This window comes from Pyramidobacter sp. YE332, assembly GCF_033060595.1.
Classification (GTDB): Bacteria; Synergistota; Synergistia; order Synergistales; family Dethiosulfovibrionaceae; genus Pyramidobacter.
Genome location: NZ_CP133038.1, coordinates 1,739,304 through 1,758,910 on the forward strand (window position 1 = coordinate 1,739,304; position 19,607 = coordinate 1,758,910).

19 protein-coding genes are annotated in these 19,607 nt (G+C 61.1%); 7 read left to right on the forward strand and 12 right to left on the reverse strand.

Going from position 1 to position 19,607, the window contains the following annotated elements; translation table 11 throughout:
- Positions 1 to 24 precede the first annotated feature (24 nt).
- Positions 25 to 1,236, forward strand: a complete 1,212-nt coding sequence (locus RAH42_RS08210) for a nucleotidyltransferase family protein (protein ID WP_120371643.1) — start codon at positions 25 to 27, stop codon at positions 1,234 to 1,236.
- Here the strand turns inward: RAH42_RS08210 and coaD are convergent.
- From coaD to RAH42_RS08240, 6 genes are all read right to left on the reverse strand, one after another.
- Positions 1,233 to 1,751: a pantetheine-phosphate adenylyltransferase gene (gene coaD, locus RAH42_RS08215; protein ID WP_078015109.1), complete on the reverse strand. Its 519-nt coding sequence runs from the start codon at positions 1,749 to 1,751 to the stop codon at positions 1,233 to 1,235. The genes RAH42_RS08210 and coaD overlap by 4 nt on opposite strands.
- Positions 1,738 to 2,244 (reverse strand): RsmD family RNA methyltransferase, encoded by a 507-nt coding sequence (locus RAH42_RS08220; protein ID WP_078015110.1) that lies wholly within the window; start codon positions 2,242 to 2,244, stop codon positions 1,738 to 1,740. Before RAH42_RS08220 ends, coaD begins: the two co-directional genes overlap by 14 nt.
- Positions 2,241 to 3,185: a tRNA (guanosine(46)-N7)-methyltransferase TrmB gene (gene trmB, locus RAH42_RS08225; protein ID WP_317539242.1), complete on the reverse strand. Its 945-nt coding sequence runs from the start codon at positions 3,183 to 3,185 to the stop codon at positions 2,241 to 2,243. The genes RAH42_RS08220 and trmB overlap by 4 nt, the downstream gene beginning before the upstream one ends.
- A 328-nt stretch (positions 3,186 to 3,513) precedes the next feature.
- Positions 3,514 to 4,338 (reverse strand): Mrp/NBP35 family ATP-binding protein, encoded by an 825-nt coding sequence (locus RAH42_RS08230; protein ID WP_317539243.1) that lies wholly within the window; start codon positions 4,336 to 4,338, stop codon positions 3,514 to 3,516.
- 58 nt (positions 4,339 to 4,396) lie between these two features.
- On the reverse strand, positions 4,397 to 5,224 hold the full coding sequence (locus RAH42_RS08235) for a LacI family DNA-binding transcriptional regulator (RefSeq protein ID WP_317539244.1): 828 nt from the start codon (positions 5,222 to 5,224) through the stop codon (positions 4,397 to 4,399).
- 10 nt (positions 5,225 to 5,234) lie between these two features.
- Positions 5,235 to 6,911 (reverse strand): nucleoside kinase, encoded by a 1,677-nt coding sequence (locus RAH42_RS08240; protein WP_078015113.1) that lies wholly within the window; start codon positions 6,909 to 6,911, stop codon positions 5,235 to 5,237.
- Between the two features lie 132 nt (positions 6,912 to 7,043).
- Here RAH42_RS08240 and RAH42_RS08245 point away from each other — a divergent pair, with 132 nt between their 5' ends.
- Positions 7,044 to 7,196, forward strand: coding sequence for a hypothetical protein (locus tag RAH42_RS08245; RefSeq protein WP_158606209.1), 153 nt, complete (start codon positions 7,044 to 7,046; stop codon positions 7,194 to 7,196).
- Between the two features lie 40 nt (positions 7,197 to 7,236).
- Here RAH42_RS08245 and RAH42_RS08250 read toward each other — a convergent pair whose 3' ends face one another.
- Together RAH42_RS08250 and RAH42_RS08255 are read right to left on the reverse strand one after the other, a co-directional pair.
- On the reverse strand, positions 7,237 to 7,722 hold the full coding sequence (locus RAH42_RS08250) for a hypothetical protein (RefSeq protein WP_120371638.1): 486 nt from the start codon (positions 7,720 to 7,722) through the stop codon (positions 7,237 to 7,239).
- Between the two features lie 112 nt (positions 7,723 to 7,834).
- Positions 7,835 to 8,761 carry an AEC family transporter gene (locus tag RAH42_RS08255; RefSeq protein ID WP_317539245.1) on the reverse strand — a complete coding sequence of 309 codons (927 nt, stop codon included), beginning with the start codon at positions 8,759 to 8,761 and terminating at the stop codon, positions 7,835 to 7,837.
- A gap of 167 nt (positions 8,762 to 8,928) precedes the next feature.
- Between RAH42_RS08255 and RAH42_RS08260 the strand changes: the two genes are divergently transcribed.
- From RAH42_RS08260 to RAH42_RS08270, 3 genes are all read left to right on the forward strand, one after another.
- Positions 8,929 to 10,311, forward strand: a complete 1,383-nt coding sequence (locus tag RAH42_RS08260) for a phosphomannomutase/phosphoglucomutase (RefSeq protein WP_317540253.1) — start codon at positions 8,929 to 8,931, stop codon at positions 10,309 to 10,311.
- A gap of 10 nt (positions 10,312 to 10,321) precedes the next feature.
- The gene (locus tag RAH42_RS08265) at positions 10,322 to 10,804 is read left to right on the forward strand and encodes a YbaK/EbsC family protein (protein WP_078015117.1); all 483 of its coding nucleotides are present in this window, start codon (positions 10,322 to 10,324) and stop codon (positions 10,802 to 10,804) included.
- Positions 10,805 to 10,940: 136 nt separating this feature from the next.
- On the forward strand, positions 10,941 to 11,195 hold the full coding sequence (locus RAH42_RS08270; RefSeq protein WP_317539246.1) for a hypothetical protein: 255 nt from the start codon (positions 10,941 to 10,943) through the stop codon (positions 11,193 to 11,195).
- Positions 11,196 to 11,310: 115 nt separating this feature from the next.
- Here the strand turns inward: RAH42_RS08270 and RAH42_RS08275 are convergent, their stop codons facing one another.
- A complete protein-coding gene (locus RAH42_RS08275; RefSeq protein ID WP_317539247.1) occupies positions 11,311 to 12,705 on the reverse strand; it encodes a hypothetical protein in 1,395 nt (464 codons plus the stop codon).
- A gap of 123 nt (positions 12,706 to 12,828) precedes the next feature.
- Here RAH42_RS08275 and RAH42_RS08280 point away from each other — a divergent pair, with 123 nt between their 5' ends.
- Positions 12,829 to 14,034: a hypothetical protein gene (locus RAH42_RS08280; RefSeq protein WP_078015119.1), complete on the forward strand. Its 1,206-nt coding sequence runs from the start codon at positions 12,829 to 12,831 to the stop codon at positions 14,032 to 14,034.
- 132 nt (positions 14,035 to 14,166) lie between these two features.
- Complete coding sequence (locus RAH42_RS08285) at positions 14,167 to 15,774, forward strand: gamma-glutamyltransferase family protein (protein WP_317539248.1); 1,608 nt, start codon at positions 14,167 to 14,169, stop codon at positions 15,772 to 15,774.
- Between the two features lie 149 nt (positions 15,775 to 15,923).
- On the opposite strand, the gene RAH42_RS08290 is transcribed toward RAH42_RS08285, so the two are convergent.
- The 3 genes from RAH42_RS08290 to RAH42_RS08300 all read right to left on the reverse strand — a co-directional run bounded on the left by RAH42_RS08290 (position 15,924) and on the right by RAH42_RS08300 (position 19,316).
- Entirely contained in the window at positions 15,924 to 17,123 is a 1,200-nt protein-coding gene (locus tag RAH42_RS08290) for a sugar diacid recognition domain-containing protein (protein ID WP_078015121.1), read from the reverse strand.
- A 355-nt stretch (positions 17,124 to 17,478) separates the two neighbouring features.
- Complete coding sequence (locus RAH42_RS08295) at positions 17,479 to 18,135, reverse strand: ribonuclease HI family protein (RefSeq protein ID WP_078015122.1); 657 nt, start codon at positions 18,133 to 18,135, stop codon at positions 17,479 to 17,481.
- Positions 18,135 to 19,316 carry an MFS transporter gene (locus tag RAH42_RS08300; RefSeq protein WP_120371633.1) on the reverse strand — a complete coding sequence of 394 codons (1,182 nt, stop codon included), beginning with the start codon at positions 19,314 to 19,316 and terminating at the stop codon, positions 18,135 to 18,137. Before RAH42_RS08300 ends, RAH42_RS08295 begins: the two co-directional genes overlap by 1 nt.
- Positions 19,317 to 19,607: the final 291 nt, after the last annotated feature.

A 19,607-nucleotide genomic window follows, 5' to 3' on the forward strand; every position in this document is an offset into this window, starting at 1 on the left:
CAAATTCAGAGGAGAATCACCATCATGAGAAAAATCATCGGCATCGTCGCCGAATACAATCCCTTTCATCGGGGCCATCGGTACCAGATCGAGGAGATAAAAAAAAGAAACGCCGGCGCGGCCGTTATCTCCGTTTTGTCGTCGAACTTCCTGCAGCGGGGCGTGCCCGCGCTGCAGGATAAATGGGAACGCGCCCGCGCCGCGGTGCGTTGCGGCGTCGATCTGGCGCTCGAGCTGCCGCTGCCGTTTTCCTGCAACAACGCCGGCGTTTTCGCCGGCGGCGCCGTGGCGCTACTGAAAGCGACGGGCGTCGTCGAGGCCATTTCCTTCGGCATGGAAGACGAAACGGACCTGCTCGGCGCAATCTCTGCTATTTTAGTCCAGGAACCTCCGGCTTTCAAGGCTGTTTTACAGGATTTCTTAAAAAAAGGTTCTTCTTACGCCCAGGCGAGAGCCGAGGCGGCCGAACGGCTTTGTCCCGGCGCCGGCGCGCTGCTGGGCAAGCCCAACAACACGCTGGCCCTCGCTTACGCGGAGGCGGCGCTGCGCCAGCAGGCCGAATTCGAACTGCTGCCGGTGCGGCGCGTCGGAACCGGATACCATGACCGCAGCGAAGGCGAGATCATGAGCGCTACGGGGATCCGCGAAGCGCTTCTGGACGGGCGGACGGAGCGCGCGTACCGCGCCATGCCGGACGAAAGCGCGGCGATTCTTCGGGGAAATATCGCCGCCGGACGCTGCTGCCTCGATTGGAAGCCGCTTTGGCTGGCGCTGCGGCTGCTGCTCATGCGCGCCGCGAAAGCGGAGCTGGCGCGATACGCCGACATGAGCGAGGGCATCGAAAACCGTTTTTTCGACCAGTATCCGCGCTGCGAAAGTTTCGAAGAACTGGCCGAACGGGTCGCCACGCGCCGCTATCCGCGCACGCGCGTCCGCCGTCAGCTCATGGGGCTGCTGCTGAACGTCGGCGAAGCGGACAACCAGCTCTTTCAGCGCCGCGGCCCCGCCTACATCCGTCCGCTGGCGATGAACGACCGCGGCCGCGAGCTGCTGCGCCTGATGCGCAAAAAGAGTGCGCTGCCGGTGATCACGAAACCCGCGGGATTGCGCGGCGACGACTACGCCCAAAAGATCATGACGCTGGAATTCCGCGGCGCGGCGCTGTGGGAAAGTCTTGTGCCCCGCCCCGACTGGGAGCGCGAGAAAAAAGCCGTGCCGCTGGTCCTGAACGGCTAGCTTCTCACCAGACCGGCGCCGGCTTTGGCGCCGCTGTGAAAGCGCTCCACCAGACGGCGGTACACATAGGGCGGCACGAGGTTGCGCACTTCGCCGCCGAGCTGGAACACGTCCTTGATGGTATGGCTGGAAAGAAACGAATATTTGGCGTCGGTGACGATGAACAGCGTTTCGATCTCCGGCGCCAGCTGACGGTTCATCAGCGCCATCTGAAACTCGTACTCGAAGTCGGACAGCGCCCGCAGACCGCGGATGACGATACTGCTTTTGCGCTGGCGCAGAAAATCCACCAGCAGCCCGGAGAAGGAATTCACCGTGACGTTGGAAAGGTGTTTGAGAGCCTCGCGAGCCATGTCGACCCGTTCGTCGATCGCGAAGGCTCCTTTTTTGTCGGGATTGATCAACACGGAGACCTCAACCTCGTCGAACAGCGCCGCCGCGCGTTCGGCGATGAACACGTGGCCGTTCGTGATCGGATCGAAGGAACCGGGATAGACCGCCTTATGCCTGTACATCGGAGACCTCCTTCAGTTTGAGGAAATCGAGCACCGAAACGCCGTAGCGCCGCTCGTCCGCCAGCTCCCAGGGCGAATCATCCAGGTCGAGCGGCTCGCGCCCGGCGCGCTCGAGGATCACCGTGCCGCCGGGCTTCAACAGTCCGGCATGAGCGCCGAGGAGCCGCGGCAGCTCGCTCATCCACTTCATCTCATAGGGCGGATCGGCGAAGATCACGTCGAAGCTCAGCCCGCGCTTTTCCAGCCAATTCAGCGCCCTGCGCACGTCCATGCAGAGGGCGGTATGATTTTCCGCACCCAGCGCGCGGCGGATCTCCGCCGCCCGGTCGCGCAGCAGCTCCACCGTGACGATCGACGCGCCGCGGGCGCGCGCCTCCTTCGCCACCCGCCCGGTGCCGGAGAACAGATCGAGAAAGCTCATGCCCGACAGCGGCCCGAGGATACTGAACAGCGCCCCCAGCGTCTTGCCGGCGGTCGGCCTGACCTCTTTCACTGTTCCCGGATCCTCCGCGCCGCATCCTCGACGGCGAAGCGCACCGCCGGCGTCAGAAACGGGACGAAGACGCCGTCCAGCTTGACCAGCGTACACTCCGGCTTACTGACGATTTTGACGTAGAACTTCTGCTCGTAGCCGGAGTCGGTGCAGATCGTCTCCTCCAGCAGCGTGCCGTCGGCGGCGCAAAAACCGCCGCGGAAAGCCCAGTGCGAATCCTCGCCATGGCGCCCCTGCGCGCTGCCCGTCCGGCCGGTCACCGTCCGGTCGAGAAGTTCAAGATCGACCGGCACCGCCGGCGCGATTCTTACGTGCATGTCCTCCACGCTCCCTTCCACCATTCGCGGCACGCTCCAGGGCGCCGTTTTCTCGATGTAAAGATGATGAATGTCCTTGCCCATGTCCAGCCATTTGCGCTCGTACTTGGTGGTGATGCCGCGCCGGAAATTGAGGCGGCGCTCAGCCAGCTTCAGCGCCGCGTGCGAGCCGAGGATCCGTTCGACCTCGTCGGCGTACCAGGCTTCGTCGGTGGCCATCTCAAAGACGCCGCCGATCTTCAGCACCGAGGCCAACAGAGCGGAAAAACCTTCCGAGGTGACGCGGCGGCGCGCATGGCGCTCCTTCGGCCAGGGGCAGGGAAAACTCATGTAGATGCGCTCCACCGAGTTATCGGCGAAACACTCGCGCACGAGGAAGCGCGCGTCGCCGCACAGCAGGCGCACGTTCCCCAGCTTCAGGCGCGCGACGCGCGACAGCGCTTTTTCGAGGCACATGTGGGAAACTTCCACGCCGTAAACCAGCGCTTCCGGGCGTTTCTGCGCGAGGTCGACGAGAAAATCGCCGTTGCCGAAACCGATCTCGATCAGCCGCGGCGCGCCCTCGCGCTCGGCCGGCAGGCGGCATTCCGGCGTCGGTCTGAGGACCACGTCTCCACGATTCAAAATTCTTCCCTCCAATGCCTTTTTCACGCAGGGGGAAAATCCATGACTTTCCCTGCGTTTTGCAGGCGCGGAATTCTCGTTTTTTTCTGAAAGACGGCCCATTATAACAAAAAAATCCGCGCCGCGTGAACGGTCCGTCCGCCGCCGTTTTCGAGGGCGAAAAGACGTTCCACGTGGAACATTTCCTATTTTTTCTTGGCGCCGCCGCGTTCGCGGCGATATCTTTCAGGAAATACGACGATCGCGCGCGAAACCGCGCGGGCAAAAAAGGCCGGGCTTCTTTTTCATCGACAAAAAAAGAAGTCCGGCCTCCCCGTTCAAAAATCGGTCACACGCGGCCCTTCACGCCGACGGCTGCGGCGGTCAGAGCCTGCATGAGCTCGTCGTTTTCGTATTCCTCGAGACGTCCCGCGTCGCCGAGCTCGGTCAGCTTCTGATCGACGGGAATGCGCGCCAACGTCTTGAGGCTGAAAAGCTTCTCGATCTCCTCGCGGTGCGACGAGCCGAAAAGGTCCCAGCGCTCGCCGCAATGCGGGCACACGGCATAGGACATGTTCTCCACCAGGCCGAGCAGCGGCACGTTCATCATCTTGCCGAGATTGATCTGCTTCTGCACGATCATCGTCGACAGCCCCTGCGGCATGGTCACGGCCAGGATGCCGTCGACCTGGATGCTTTGCATGACCGTCAGCGGCGCGTCGGCGGTCCCCGGCGGCAGATCGATGACGGCGAAGTCGAGCCCGCCCCAAGCGCCGTCTTCCCAGAACTGCTTGATGGTGCCGCTGATCAGCGGACCGCGCCAGACGACGGGCGCGCCGTCGTCCTTGAGCAGCAGATTGACGGAAAGCACTTTGATGCCATTGGCCGTGGCAGGCATTTGGATCTTGTTGTTCTCCACGTACGGCGGCCGATCGATGCCCAGCAGTTTCGGGATCGAAGGACCGGTGACGTCGGCGTCGAGCACGCCGACGCGGTAGCCGGCGCGGTTCAGCGCCACCGCCAGCAGCGTCGACACGGTGCTTTTGCCGACGCCGCCCTTGCCGCTGCCGACGGCGATGATGCGGCCGACGCCCTGCCGCGTCGGGCCGGGGATCTTATTGCAGTTTCCGGCCGACGAGCAGCTGCTGCACGAACCATTACACGTCTCGCTCATAACACAAGCCTCCCCAAATAAAAACTCAACGGCCCCATCATACCACTTTTACGCCGTTTTATCCGAGAATCAGCTCGCCAGCCGTGGAAACGAGCGTCGTTTTGACCAGCGTCACCGCCGGACGCACGCCGCTGCCGCGGATCGCGTTGGTCAGCACGCGCGCCGCCAGCACGCCCAGTTCTCTGACCGGCACGCGCAGGCAGTTGGCGCGCAGCAGACGCGCCAGCCGTTCGTCGCCGCAGAGCAGGTCGGGGCGTTCGCCGTCGGGCGAATTCTTCGCCCCGTCCCAGATCACGAACGGTTCGCCGTCGCCCATTTCCGTTTCCAGTTCCGCCAGGAACTCCATCACGGCCGCCGGGCCGCCGCGATAGCGCACGGGACGACGCCCCGCCAGCGCGCGGACCCGCGCCGAGACGCTCTCGCGCTCCAGCGCCACGCTGAATTGGCCTGCGCACGCCGACGGTCCGATGCAGACCACGGGGATTTCCAACGCGCCGAGCTCCCGCGCCTGCGCGCCGAACCAGATTAATCCGTCGGCCTTGCGCCCTTCGACGCGACGCAGCACGTTGGCGGCCAGCGAGGCGCTGCCGCCCTCAAAAAGGAGCAGCTCCATCTTGCAGCGCGACAGCACGCCGGATACCGCGCTCAGGAACTCGCCCGTCCACGGCGCGTCCATACGTTCCAGCACCACGCCGATGACGCCGGTGCGTTTGCTGGAAAGTCCGCTGGCCACCGCGTCCAGTTCGTAGCCCAGTTTTTTTGCCGCTTTCCAGACGCGACCGCGCGTCTCCGCGGAAATGCGCCGGTCGCCCCTCAGCGCGCGGCTGACGGTGCCTTTGTTGACGCCCGCCTCGAGCGCCACGTCGGCCATCGTGACCCGAGCCATGACGGGCGCCTCAGATCTCGATGATGCTGCCGCCGATGAACTCGCGCAGCAGCGAATTGCTGGGCACCAGACGGGGATCCATGGCCGGCACGAAGCGCAGCATGCGCAGCAGCCGCATCGCCTCGCCGCGCTGGGGCGATTCCTCGCCGACGGAGCGCAGCAAGTTTTCGGCATAAGGTTTCATCACCGGCAGCTCGTAGATCAGCGACGAGTTGAACATCACGTCGGCGTTCTTCTGATAGGGGAAGATATATCTTGCCGCGCCGCGTACCACCGAGGGCCAGCGGTTCAGCGTCGCCTCGGGCGAGTTGCCGCGGGTGCGGTTGTCGCGGATCAAGCGCCGCAGCAGGCGCAGGTCGGTCGTACTGGTGCGGGAATGCTGGTCGAGGCAGAGGCTGGTCAGCGGCGAGAGGAACACGCCATAGCGCGCCTGCGGAGGGATCGCCGCCAGCACTTTGTCGTTGAGCCCGTGGAGTCCCTCGAGGATCAGCACGTCGTCCTTTTCCAGTTTCAGTTCGGCTCCGGCCATGCGACGCCCCTCGTAAAAGTCGAAGCGCGGCAGCCGTACCGTTTTTCCCGTCAGCAGCGCATGGATGTGCTCGTTCAACAGCTCGGTGTCCACCGCCTCGACCGCCTCGAAGTCGCGCTTGCCGTCCTCGTCGAGCGGGCACTTGTCGCGGTCCACGAAGTAGTCGTCCAGCGAGATCGCCACGGGGCGCCGGCCGGCCACTTCCAGCTGGATGCGCAGCTTGTGCGACGTGGTCGTCTTGCCGGAGCCCGACGGGCCGGCGATGGTGATGACGCGGCGCTCGGGGACGCTCAAAAAATCCTGCGTCACCTCGGCGACCTTCTGGGCGTGAAGCGCTTCGGACATGAGGATCAGTTCCTTGCCGCCGTCGCGCGCCACCGCTTCGCAGATCTCCACGAGATTGACGACGTGGAGCTTGCGCATCCAGTCGGCGTAGTCGAGAAATACCGTCGAAAGCTTGTGCGAAGGCCGGTATTCGGGCAGCCCGCCGCGGCTCAGCGCGACCGGGAAGCGCAGCACGACGCCCGGCGTCAGTTTCGAAAGCTTGTAAGGACGAAGATAGCCGGTGGAAGGAACCATCGGCGAATAGAAGTGGTCGCGCTCGCCGTCGCAGCAGGCCATCTCCACGGGCAGATCGGACCACATATGAGCCAGCAGTTTCGCCTTGTCGGGGCGCTCGTGTTCTTCGAAAAAACGCCGCGCTTCGTCGATCGGCGTCATCTCGGCGCGGATGGGCAAATCGGCGGCGATGATCCGTTCCATCTCCGCGGCGATGGCGCTGACCTTGTCCGCGGGGATTTCCTCGTCTTCGCCGTTAAGCCGTTCCCCCGGACGGGGCATAAGCTCCCAGAACGTGCCTTCGGAAATGGAATGGGTGACGCGCAGCCCGCGCCCCAGCACGCGACGGGCGGCAATGGTCAGCACGAAGCTCAGCGAGCTCTGAAAGACGCTCACGCCCTCCGCCGAGGCCAAGTCGACCCAGCTGATCCGGGCGTTCTTGTCCACGATCCAGTTCAGCGGACGCAGATAATGATTGACGTGCCACGCCACCACCGGCACGCCGCTTTGCGAGCCGCCCAAGCGGCGCAACAGTTCCTCGCCGCTTGTCGGCGCGTCGCACGGCACGCTCTTTCCGTCGGGGAAAAACACGTTAAACATCTCCCAGCCTCCTCACAGACAGGTCTGCGCGGCGAAATCGTACCGCGCGCATTTTGCCTTTTATTATACCGTGTCATACAATAATCGGCGCAGCGCGAGTGAGAAATCTTCGTGCAAAGGAGGCGAACACCCATGGCCGACGGTTTCGAAAGCGACCGCAGCGAAGCCTATTTCAACGGCGGCATGAAGCCGCGCCCGGCGCCGCGACGCATCGGGGCGGCCGAGAAAAAACGCGGCGGGAAAACGGCCGCGGCGAAACGAAAGGATCCCCGCTCCGGAGGATAAAAATTTCCTCCGGAGCGGGGATCCTTTTTCGATCCGCGGCTTAGCAGTTGATGATGAAGTGTTCGGGTTCGTAAAAGGTCTGGAAGTCGGTGAGGTTGTTCTCGCGGGCGATGTTTTCCACCTCGTCCTCGCTCTCCACGCTGAAAACGTCCACGCCCTCGTCGGTGTAATTGACGAGCAGGCAGCCGTAGCCTTCCTTGACGCCGTCCTTGAAAGCCTGGAGGTACAGTTCCAGCTCGATCAGGTCCTCGAAGAAGATCTCGCTGGACAGTTCGCCTTCGCTCTCCGCGCCTTCCTCGTCCTCCGTCAGCGCCTGAAGATAGGAAGCGATGCGTTCGTTCATCGTCTGTTCGAACTCGGGGGCGATGTCGAGCTGCATCTCGTTCTCGTTCAGCTCCCTGAAACTGCCGGCCGGCTTCCCTTCAAGCCACAGCTCGCCGGAATACAGAAGGCTCTCGTCGTTGTCCCGCTCGGCCAGATTGTGGATTTCCACCCCGTTGATCGACGCGTGCTCGATGTCTTTCATTTTAGAAGGTCTCCTTCCCGGAACTTTCATTCCTCGGAATGCTGTCACTCATTTTACCCGAATCGGAGCGTAACCGCCAGCCTCCTTTTCGCGGAGCCGCCTTTTTTTAGACTCATAACAGGAAACGGATCACCAGCGGCAGCGTCAGCACCGACAGCATCGTGCTGACCATGACGGCGCGGGCCGTATAATCGCCGTCCATGCCCATGGCTTCGGCCATTGGAAACGTGTTCATGGCCACCGGCATGGCCATGACGAGGATGCAGGTTTTCACCATCTCGGGCTGAGACGGGAAAAATCTAAAACCCAGCGCGAGGATCAGCGGCGAAATGATCAGACGTACGATCATGTCGGGCCAGACCTGAAGCAGATCGCGCCGCAGCTCGCCGGGCTTGAGCTTCATGCCCAGCGTTATCAGCGCCAGCCCGGTGCCGAGGTCGCCGAGAATCTTCAGCGACAGGTCGAGCCAGCGCGGCAGAGGCAGGCCGACGCCCACATTCCAAAGCGCTCCCAACACGATGCTGAGCACCACGGGATTACGGCTCAGCGAGCGGAAAACGCGCCGCAGGGAATCCTTTCTCAGCCCGCCGTGAAGCACGATCAGACCGCTGACGGCAGAAAAAATTTCAAAACCCGCCACGGAAAGCGCCATGAAGCGCCCGTAATATTCGAGCGCGCCTTCGCCCCAGAGCATGACCACAGCCGGCATGCCCATAAACATGTTGTTCGAGCGGATCGCCATCATCACCGAGGCAGCTTTGCGCCGCGCGTCGCCGCGCCGAAAACGCTCGCTCAGCCAGGCGCAGAAGATCATGCCCAAGTAGCCGCCGTACAGCGCAAGGACGAAATTGACGTCGCCAAGACCGCGGGCGCTGACCGACAGCGTGATGCGGAAAACCAGGCAGGGCGCGGCCACATAAAAAACAACGCGCCCCATCTGCGAGCCGCCCTCGTCGTTCAAGATCCCCACGCGCTTCAACCCCCACCCCGTCATGATGCAGCACATGATGGGCAGGATCAACAGAAAACCGCCAAGCATGACCTCAGCACCTCCGCCGGAAAATGTTTTTCATTATAAATTTTCCGGCGGAAAAAGGGAACCCCGCTTCGATCCGATTGTCGAAGCTTCCCCGAGACGATATAATGGACTTGAAATATGAGACGGCATTCCCGATCAGACCATCCAGAAAGAAGGAAAAATCCATCATGATCCCGGTTCCTTCCCGCATTTTTCGCGAGTACGACATCCGCGGCGAAGCCGAGAGCGAACTGACCGACGAAAACGTGCGGGCGGTCGCGCGCGCCTACGGCACGTATTTGAAACGCGCCGGTATCCTCAAAGCCACCGTAGGCGGCGACGTACGCCTGTCCACCGAGCGGATCCGCGCCGCCGCCATCGAAGGCCTGCGCTCCTGCGGCGTCGACGTCGTCGACCTCGGCACGGTGACCACGCCCATGCTCTACTGGAGCTTCTTCCGCTTCGGCGTCGACGGCGGCGTCATGATCACCGGCAGTCACAATCCGAAGGACATGAACGGCCTCAAGCTGGGGTTCAAAAAAGCCACGCTGTTCGGCGAAGAAATCCAGAAGATCCGCCGCATGGCGCAGACGGGCGACTTCGACCTCGCCGCCGCGCCGGGAGCGCTGGAAAAAGCCGACATCGCCGACGGATACGTCGCCATGCTGACGGAAAAAGTGCGTCTGCCGCGGCCGATGAAGATCGTCATCGACCCCGCCAACGGCACGGCGGCGCTGTTCGCCGGCAGATTCTTCAAAGCCCTCGGCTGCGACGTCACCGCCCTGTACGACACGCCCGACGGCACCTTTCCCAACCACCATCCCGATCCTCAGAAGAAGGAGAACATGCGGGACTTGGCGCGCACAGTCGTGGAGGTCGGCGCCGAGGCCGGCTTCGGCTTCGACGGCGACGCCGACCGTATCGGCGTCGTCGACAACGAAGGCGGGATCGTCGGCGGCGACATTCTCATGGCCCTGTTCTGGCGCGAGATCCTGCCCAAACATCCCGGCGCCACCGCCATCATCGAAGTGAAATGCTCCAAAGCGCTCGAAGAAGAAGTGCGCCGCCTCGGCGGCAAACCCTATTATTACAAAGCCGGCCATTCGCTGATCAAGGCCGAGATGAAGCGCATCGGCGCGCCCTTCGCCGGCGAATATTCGGGACACATGTTCTTCGCCGATGAATATTACGGCTACGACGATTCCTTCTACGCCGCCGCCCGGCTGCTGCGCCTCGTCGCCGCCGGCCGCGAGACGCTGGCGCAGATGCGCGCCTCGATCCCCGCCTACTGCCACACCGAGGAGATGCGCATCGACTGCCCCGACGAGCGCAAGTTCGAGGAGATGAAGCAGATCACCGCGCAGGCGCTCAAAGACCACGACGCCATCACCGTCGACGGCGTGCGCATCCTCTACGACGGCGGCTGGGGGCTGATCCGCGCCTCCAACACCCAGCCCGTGCTGGCCGTCAGGTGCGAAGGCACGACGCCCGAGAAGCGCGACCAGATCGCCGCCGACATCCGCGCCCGCATCCTTCGCGCCGGACTGCCCGACTTCCAATGGAAAATGTAAGGAGACTGTCATGACCGATCCCGTTGAAAAAGTGCAAAAGGCTCTCGACGAACTTCACTACGAAGGGAGCATCATCCACAGCGACGCCACCATCTTCACCGTCGAAGACGCTTCCAAAGCGATCGGCGTCACGCCGGGCGAGATCCTCAAGAGCCTGATCTTCATGGTCGACGGACAGCCCTGGCTCGTGCTCATGTCCGGTCCGAACAAAGTCCATTCGGGCAAGATCAAGCGGCTCAGCCAGGGACATCGCGTCACTATGGCTTCGCCCGACTACGTTTTCGAGAACTTCGGTTTCAGAATCGGCGGCGTGCCGCCCCTCGGCTATCCGCGGACGCTGCCCGCGCTGCTGGACGAGGATTTGTGGAATTTTTCCATTGTCTGGGCTGCGGCCGGCACCGACCACGCTTTCTTTCCCATCGCCCCGGAAACGCTGCGAGAATACACCCAGGGACAGAAAGCGGCCGTCAAGAAAGAGCCCCCTCAGCCGTGATCTTCCGCCCCTTCTTCCATCCTGACGATGAAAGAACAGAAAGGAGCTTCCCATGAAAACTCCGGCACTCAAGATCTATCGCGAACGTCCCATTATGGGCTGCGGCTGAAGCACCGCCATCTACACCGAGAACGAGTTGAAACATTTTCCCGGTGCAGCCAACCGCGTCGCGGTTGGGCAGCTTTACATGAAGCTCAAAGAAGAGTATGGTCCCCGCCTCGACATCAACTTCTACGACCCGCGCTGTTTCGTATTTCTCTTCGACACGCTGCGCTATCGCCTGCGCGGCGACGAAGTCACCTGGGTGCTGAACGGCAAGGTGATCTTCCGCGGCATTCCCGAGTGGGAAAAACTGAAAGACGCTATCGACGGCGTCCTTCCAGCCTCGTAGATACAAGATGAGACCGTCCCGGCCTGCAGCGGGCCGAGACGGTCTCTTTTTTCGTATCCGCGTGAAAACGAACTCGATGCCGATTTTACTTAAAAAATTTAATTGGGACTCACCATCAGTCGTGATAGCGCAGATCGATGCGCAGGATCCGCCGCGGACGGCCTGCCGCGGCCTGCGGCTCCTTTCCCAGCACGGTCAGATAGCGAAACTCCTCCAGCTTCTGCAGCAGCCTGTTCATGCTGCGCAGCGACAGCGAGCAGTAACGCGCCAGTTCGGACGAAGTGACCGTGTCGGTCCGGTATTGCAGAAGGGCCTGCTCGATCTTGCTCAGCGATCTGATCCCGATCCCGGTCTGCACGGAGATCTGGCGCAGATTTTCGTTGAACAGCCCTTTCGCGTCGGGATCGCCCGACAGCGAGATCGGGCCGAAAAAATGCCCTCTCTCGTCAAGACCGTAACAGCAAGATGCCGGGCTTCTTCGGCTTCTCTGCTGCGCCTTGTCGGCCGCGTAACGGGCCTCCCGGGCCGTATACCCGATGCCGATGCCCGCCGAAATCTTCTCCAGACAGGGATTTTGAAAGGGCATGTGCAGCAGACTGAGACCGGTGAAGTTCCCCGTCTCGGCCATCAGCGTCCTCAGATCGCACGCCACGTAATAGTCAGCCATGTCCGTCTGAAACACGGCGCCGCCGAGATGCTGCGCAAAATAGCAGACGGACTCGCCGATCTGCGCCTGCAGTCTCAGCGTCTGCAGCTCGCTGTACATGTGCATCTCGCGGCTCAGCTGGAATTCCGGCCGGATCACGACCACCGCGGGAAGGTTTCTTTCGGCAACGGTGATCTGATGTCTCAGCAGCAAAAACTGGAGCTTCTGCTGCAGAAGAGAAAAATTCGGACCGGTCTTGATCGAAGGGATCCCCATCGCCCGAAGTTTTTCGTAGATCTTCTCCAGTCCCGTCACGCACAGATCCGCCCTGCCGGTGCGGTAATTTTCCGCGTGATATTGAACGACCTGCTGAAAATAATCTTCGGCCATGATGTCAAAGCGGGTATTGTAAAGCCGCACGCTTTCTTCGGTCCCCTTCAGCTCTTCGCGTATCTCTTCGATGATTTCATCGTCAAAACCGTCCATGCTGACGTTCTGGATCCTGTTTTTGTATTTCAGTCCCGCCTTGACGAGCGCGCACATGGTCGACAGCATGTTGCGCGGCATAAAATCCCACGGGACCGCGGGTTGGAGCAGAGACGTCGCGTACAGATAAGGCGTCTGTCCCGTGAAAAGCAGAGCGTCGCATTTCCTCTCGTTTTCTTCGATCAGTTTTATCGCCTCGTGAAAATCCCGATACGCCAGAGGCATCAGCTGTACGGAAAACCGAGCCGATCTTTTCTGCAGGATTCTCAGACTTGTCTCGGGGCCAATCACGCCAATGATCATCATCGTTCCCTCGCGATAGAGAAATCTTGCCCGTTCCGCATGGTTCGGACATGCCGCTTCATTGTACGCGGCCATTGCATTAAGGTCAAATTAAGGTCGTTTTATAGCATCCAAGACGCCCATATAATGAAATAAGCAGTGAATTTATTTTTACAAACGAATTCATTGCGCTTCATTCCCGAAAAGGAGGTTCTCTTCATGTATTGGGCTCTTCTCGTCGTGTTCGGCATCTTCGCGCTGGGAGATTACCTTGGCGTCGTCTCGAAGGCTCGCCTCTCCTCCGTGTTCGTCGCCCTGATGTGCTTTCTGGTGCTGTTTCTGAGCGGCGTTCTGCCTCAGGATCTAATTAAGATCGCCGGACTCACCGATTTGGCTAAAATGGCGACGCCGTTTCTCGTTTTCTCCATGGGCTCGTCCATCAACCTGTCGCAGATGCGCAGGGAATGGAAAGTCGTCGTCATGTCGCTGGCGGCGATGCTGGTCGCCGTCGTCTCCGTACTTGCCGTCGCGCCGCTGATCGGCATGCAGAGCGCTCTGGTGTGCATTCCTATCGTCAACGGCGGCATCGTCGCCACGCAGATCATGACCGCCGCCGCTCTCGAAAAAGGATTCGGCCTGGCCGCCGCGCTCGGCACGCTGGTATTCGCCGTGCAGAAATTCGTCGGCACCATCCCCGCCTCGCACTTCGGCCTCAAGGAAGCGAAGCTGCTGGTCAGCGACTACCGCGAGAAAAAGGCCCAGGGCATCGATCTTTTAAAGGCCGCTCAGCCGCAGGGCCACCAGGAAACGGACGCTCAACCGAAGAAAGTTCCGTTCTGCGTCCGGTACGACAAATATTACACCGTCTACATGACGCTCGGCATCGCAGCCGCAGTCGCCTACGTCAGCAGCCTGATCGCCAGGGTCACGGGCATCGCCGCTTCGATCTGGTGCCTGCTTTTCGGCATGCTGCTCAATCAGCTGCATCTGATCCCTTCGCGTATCCTCGACCGGGGAAAGTCGAGCGGGCTGTTCATGACGGCGACGTTTTGCAGTTTGATCCCCGCCCTGGCGAAGATCGAGCTCTCCGACATGGGCAGCATGGCCGTCAGTCTGGCGCTGGTATTCGGGGCGGTGCTGATCGGTACTTTCCTGCTGCTCTACGTCCTGCCGCTGTGGAAGTTCATCGGCTCGCGCAACATGGTGGTCGGCATCGCCATGTCGCAGCTGCTGGGATTCCCCGCCACGTTCCTGATCGTCAACGAAGTGGCGACGGCCGTCGCGCGGAACGACGACGAGAAAAACTACGTCGTCGAGAAGCTGACGCCGGCCTTCGTCGTGTCGGGCTTCGTCTCCGTGACGACGTTCTCGATCATCATGGCGGGGATTTTCGCCTCTTTCCTGCATCTGTTCCCGGCGCCGTAAATCCGGCCACGAAAAACACGAACGAAACCGACGGATCTGTTTTATAATAGCGGCGGCCTCGAAAAAACGCTCTGCACCGTCAGGCGCCGTGCGAGTCCGCCCACAACTCAAGGAAAGCCGGAGGGAAAAATCATGAAATTCGACATGCTGAATTATCGTTATCCGTCTCGCCGCAGCGTCATTTACGGGCGCAAAGGCATGGTCTGCACCTCTCAGCCGCTGGCCGCCCAGGCCGGACTGGACATTCTGAAAAAGGGAGGCAACGCCGTCGACGCCATGATCGCCACGGCGATCTGCATGACCGTATTGGAGCCCACGGGAAACGGGCTCGGTTCGGACGCGTTCGACCTCGTCTGGTTCGGCGGCAGACTTTACGGGCTCAACGGCAGCGGCGGCGCCGCGAAGCTTCAGACCCTCGAGAAGATGAAGGCCAAAGGCTACGATTCCATGCCGCAGCGCGGCTGGGACTCCGTCACGGTGCCCGGCGCCGTATCGGCCTGGAGCGAACTGCACCAACGTTTCGGACGCTTGCCCTTCAAAGACCTGTTCACTGCCGCCATCGACTACGCCGAAAACGGCTATCCCGTCCACCCCATCGTCGGCCGTCTTTGGAACGATGCGGCCAAAGTCTTCATGCCGTTCAAGGACAAGCCGGAATTCCGTCCGTTCTTCGAAACGTTCCTCAAAAACGGCGCCCCGGCCATCGGCAGCCTGGTCAAGCTCCCCGATCACGCCAGGACCCTGCGCGAACTTGCCGAGACGAACTGCGAGAGCTTTTACCGCGGCCGGATCGCCGCGGCGTTCGACGCGTTCTCGAAAGAGACGGGCGGCCTCCTGCGCGCCGAGGACCTGGCGGCGTACCGGGCCGAATGGGTCGAACCGATCACGACCAACTACAAAGGCTACGAAGTCTGCGAAATTCCGCCCAACGGTCACGGCATCGTCGCGCTGATGACGCTGAACATACTGCAGAAGCTGGACACTTCTCTGGGGCGCGACGCCGAGCCGACGGTCCACAAACAGCTGGAAGCGATGAAGCTGGCTTTCACCGACGGACAGACTTATATCGCCGATCCGCGCTTCATGAAGATGAAGACGGATTTTCTGCTCAGCGACGCCTATGCCGCGGGACGCAGCGGCGAAATCGGCGCAGAGGCGCTGCTGCCGAAACCCATCGATCCGCAGTGCGGCGGCACGGTTTACATGTGCGCCGCCGACAGCGAGGGCAACATGATCTCGCACATCCAGAGCAACTTCCGCGGCTTCGGCAGCGGCATCGTCATCCCCGGCTACGGCATCGCGCTGAACGACCGCGGCAACGGCTTCAAGCTCGACCCGCGGTCCGACGACTGCATTGCCCCGGGCAAGAAGCCCTATCACACCATCATTCCCGGATTCCTGATGAAGGACGGCCGGGCCGTCGGTCCCTTCGGCGTCATGGGCGGCTTCATGCAACCCCAGGGCCATGTGCAGGTGCTGATGAACATGATCGATTACGGCCTCAATCCCCAGGAAGCTCTCGACGCGCCGCGCTGGCAGTGGATCGGCGGCAGGAAGGTGGAACTGGAAGCCGGCTTTGACCCCGCCGTGGCCGAAGGGCTGCGCAAACGCGGTCACGAAGTGACCGTCACCAGCGACTTCCTCAGCTTCGGACGCGGTCAGATGATCCTGCGCGGCGACGACGGCGTGCTCATCGGCGCCACCGAGCCGCGCACCGACGGCTGCGTCGCCGCCTGGTAAAACGAGTCGCCCTTCTCCGCTCAGAAACACACAAACGCCAAGCGGCCGAGACTGATGCATTCATTTGAATCATCAGATCCCGGCCGCTTGGTTTGTCCTGCGGAGGACATCGTCGGTCACGCGACCGACCCTTTTCGTTTTGTGAGTTTTCAGCGTTTGTTTTTGATCGTCTTGGGATTGCCCTTGCCGTTCCGCCACAGGATCACGGACCAGTAGAAGCGGCTCATTTCGCGGAAATCGCGCGGCTTGACGCCGAGGATGCTCTCCAGCTTTTCAAGGCGGTAATCCACCGTGGTGCGATGCACGTGCAGCAGCTCGGCGGCGCGCACGACGCTGAAGCCGCTTTCGCACCAGGCCGCGATCGTCTCCTGCAGTTCCTCGCCGTCAGTCCGCACGAAAAGCGGCGCCAGTTCGCGCTCCACCATGCTGTCGAGCAGGCGGGGCTCGGAACAGAGCAGCAGTTCCTCGACGCGAAAATCGGTGATGATGTGGACTTTATCGCGCGGGAGCAGTTTGCTGCCGACGCCCAAGGCGACCTGCGCCTCGCGATACGACGAGACTAGGCCGGGAATGCCGTCCTGCACGCTGCCGATGCCGACCGCGGCGGAAAAACCGCGGCGCTTGAGCTGGTCGGTCAGCTGCAGGCACTGCTCGCGCACCGCCACGTAGAACTTGTCGCGATTGAACTCGCGCCCGCGCATGGCGCTGCGGAAGACCACGTAGCGGTGCGGGCCGACGCTGCCGGAAACGTCGCCGGGAGCGTTGAAGATCTGGCGGATGTCCATCAGCGTACGGTCGCGTTCGGGATAGTCGCCGTCCTCGCTGCTCTGCGACGACGTGTCGATCTCGATCACCGAATAGGCCAGCGTCTTGTCGTAGCCCATCAGCGCCGCCTTGGTTTCGATCACCTGCGGATCGTTGATGCCGGGGCGGAACAGGGCGATGTCGGCCACCAACGCCTGCAGGTTGCGCTCGCGTTCCAGCAGTTCGCGCGTGATCATGCGCTCTTTCAGGTACAGCTCAGCCTGGCTTTTGACGAGCTGAGCGAACGGCTTGACCTTTTCGGGATCGCCCGTGATAGCGATCGTGCCGATCACATGCTGCTCAGTATCGAGGATCGGATAGGTGACGCCGGGCTTGACGCCTTTCAGACGGCGGGCGTCCTCTTCCGTTTCCCAGCGGGACTGGCCCGTGCGGCCGACAATGGCGCACGCCTCGTTCAGCGTGCCGATACCGCGGTCGAGGTCGCTGCAGCCGATCGTGATTCCGTCGGTATCGGTGATGACGACGTCGTATCCGATGACGCGGGAAATGTTTTCCGCAAGTTCCTGAGCAATAGGTCTAAGCATGTGTCTCCTCCCGGACATTGTGTAATTGCGGCGTATCTGCCTGATTTTGACGGGAATTAAGGCAAGTTTTTTTCGCCGACAAGTTTATCAGAGATCTTTCGTAACGAAATTTTATTTCGTTACGAAAAAACTTTTAAGTCATATAGACGCATTCCAACATGTATTATAATACCACTTTCGGCATTTTTGTGGAGCTCATTTTCATTTATTCGTCTCAAGATTTTGAGATTTTTATGAACAAAAATGTAGGGCGATCCGCGTCGTCCCGTCATATTTTCGGCAACTTGCCTGATTTCATCGGATGAATCACGCCCAAACAGCAGAAACGGCTCGCCACAAATCATCGAAAAAGATACTACAGCACAAACGGATCTTCCATTAAAACACGCTCAATATGACGACAACGGCCGGTTTTACGCCCCTCTTCACAGGTACAACAGCGATGCTCCACGTCCACGGCAAATTCTTCGCCGTTTTCCTCCACGAGCCATACCTTTGCTCCGACCCGCCGAAGTTCGGGGCCGCCGGCCTTTCCCGCCGACAGCCCTCGGGCTGCGGCGAAATTATCAGCCTGCTTTTCAAGAATCGGCTCGCCGGGATCCAAAGGCACGCTCTCGATGAATTCGCCCTTGTCCAGCGCCACGTTGGACAGGCGGTCGGCTTCGGCGTTCCGGGCCCTCGGCACCCAGCGGCAGCGCGCTTGCAGAGCGCGCATACGCTCGATGATCGGCTCGGCCAGCGCTTTCAGGCGGGGTTCTTTGATCTTCCACTGCCCCGTTACCTGCGATATCACCAGTTTGCTGTCGCCGCAGATTTCCGCGTTCTTCAGACCGCGGCGTTCAAGCTCGTCAAGCAGCAGACTCAGCGCCATATACTCCGCCTCGTTGTTGGTCTTCATGCCCAACGGCAGCGCACGGCGCCAGATCACCCGCTCGCCGTCGTAAATCACCATGCCGGCACCGGCGTCGCCAGGATTGCCCCGCGAGGCGCCGTCAAAATGGCCTCGAATCATCAGGCTCTCGCCTCCTTGTTCGTTTGTGCGCGTAGCGGCGGATGACGCCACAGCGTCGCGTAGATCACGGGAAAAGTTCCTATCGCGAAACAACCGATAGCCGCCAGCACTCCATCCAGTCCCATACGTTCCGAAAGAGCGCCAATCAGCAACGGCAGCAGAATCGGCGGCAGATCATTCGCCAGGAGGTACAACGACGATCCCTTGGGAAGCAGCCGCGGCGGAAACACGTCCGGTACCAGCGCGCTGATGGCGGGATAATCGACGCCGTGGCTCAGTCCGAAAAGCATGCCCGCCGCCACGAACCAAGGGATCTGTTTCGACGAGGCGGCCAGCAAAAGCGAAAGCGCCTCACCCACAGCCCAGAAACAGAAGGAGGTTCGTCGATCGAAAGACGTCAGCAGCCAGGCGCAGAGAGTCACGCGCACGAGTACGCTGACCGGCGTCAACGCCCACGTGAACCATGTTCCCCTGAAGCCGAGCCCGCGCATCAGGTTCGGTACGTACTGAATCGCCGCCGTAGCCGTCAGCGAAACCGTAAAAATCGAAGCGAGCAGCGCCCACGTCTCCCGGCGCCTTATCAGTTCGCCCCAGCTTCCCCACGCCACGCCCATGACCGCCTGCCCCGTGGCCCCTTTTCCGGCGCGAGGCATGCGTAGGGCATAAAGCGCCAGCGCTGTCAAAATAGCGGAGGAAAGCATCATGAACAGACGGATGAAACCGCGGTCAATCAGGAATTCGGACAACGGCACTACGACAAACTGCGGAAGAATGGAGCCAAGGCAGAGATAACCGAAAATCCGGCCGCGTTCCGCCGCGGGGATAACCAGCCCCTGATACGCCGTGATCGCCACATACACCACGCTGTAAGCCATGCCGACAAGAAAACGCGCCAGCATCAGCGCGCAAAAATTCCGCGACAGATACCCCAGCCCTGCGGCGGCCCCCAAAAGCGCCGCCCCCGTCACGGCCCCGCGGACGCCGACGCGCTCCACCATCCAGCCCCCGAGAGGACGGGCACAGGTCGCACCAACGTAAAAGACGCTCATGACCACGCCCATCCGCCACGAACCGAAATCCATCTGCAACAGCAGCGACGGCAGCACGTAGCTGGCAGAAACCAGGCTATGGGCGCAAAACGTCAGCGTGAAAATACTGTGAAAATAAGAGGGCAGCCTCATATGCTCTCTCTCCCGAACGAGAAAAATGCCTGCGCGCCCGTGGCGGCAGGATAACCTGCAGACCGTCACCGCCCTTCAGAAACGGCGACGTCGCACGTTGACATTGTACACCTCGAATCGCATAAAAACCTTTTTCTCCATGATACCAAACAAATCGTTTCCAACGGAAGGGAAGACATCCCATGAAAGCGCACAGCAAACTTCTGTGCTTTGGCGCCGCGTTGTCTTGCCCTACCGTCGGCCGCCTTTTCTACGGGGAAAGACGGCGTTCCCGACCATGGCTCCGGAAAC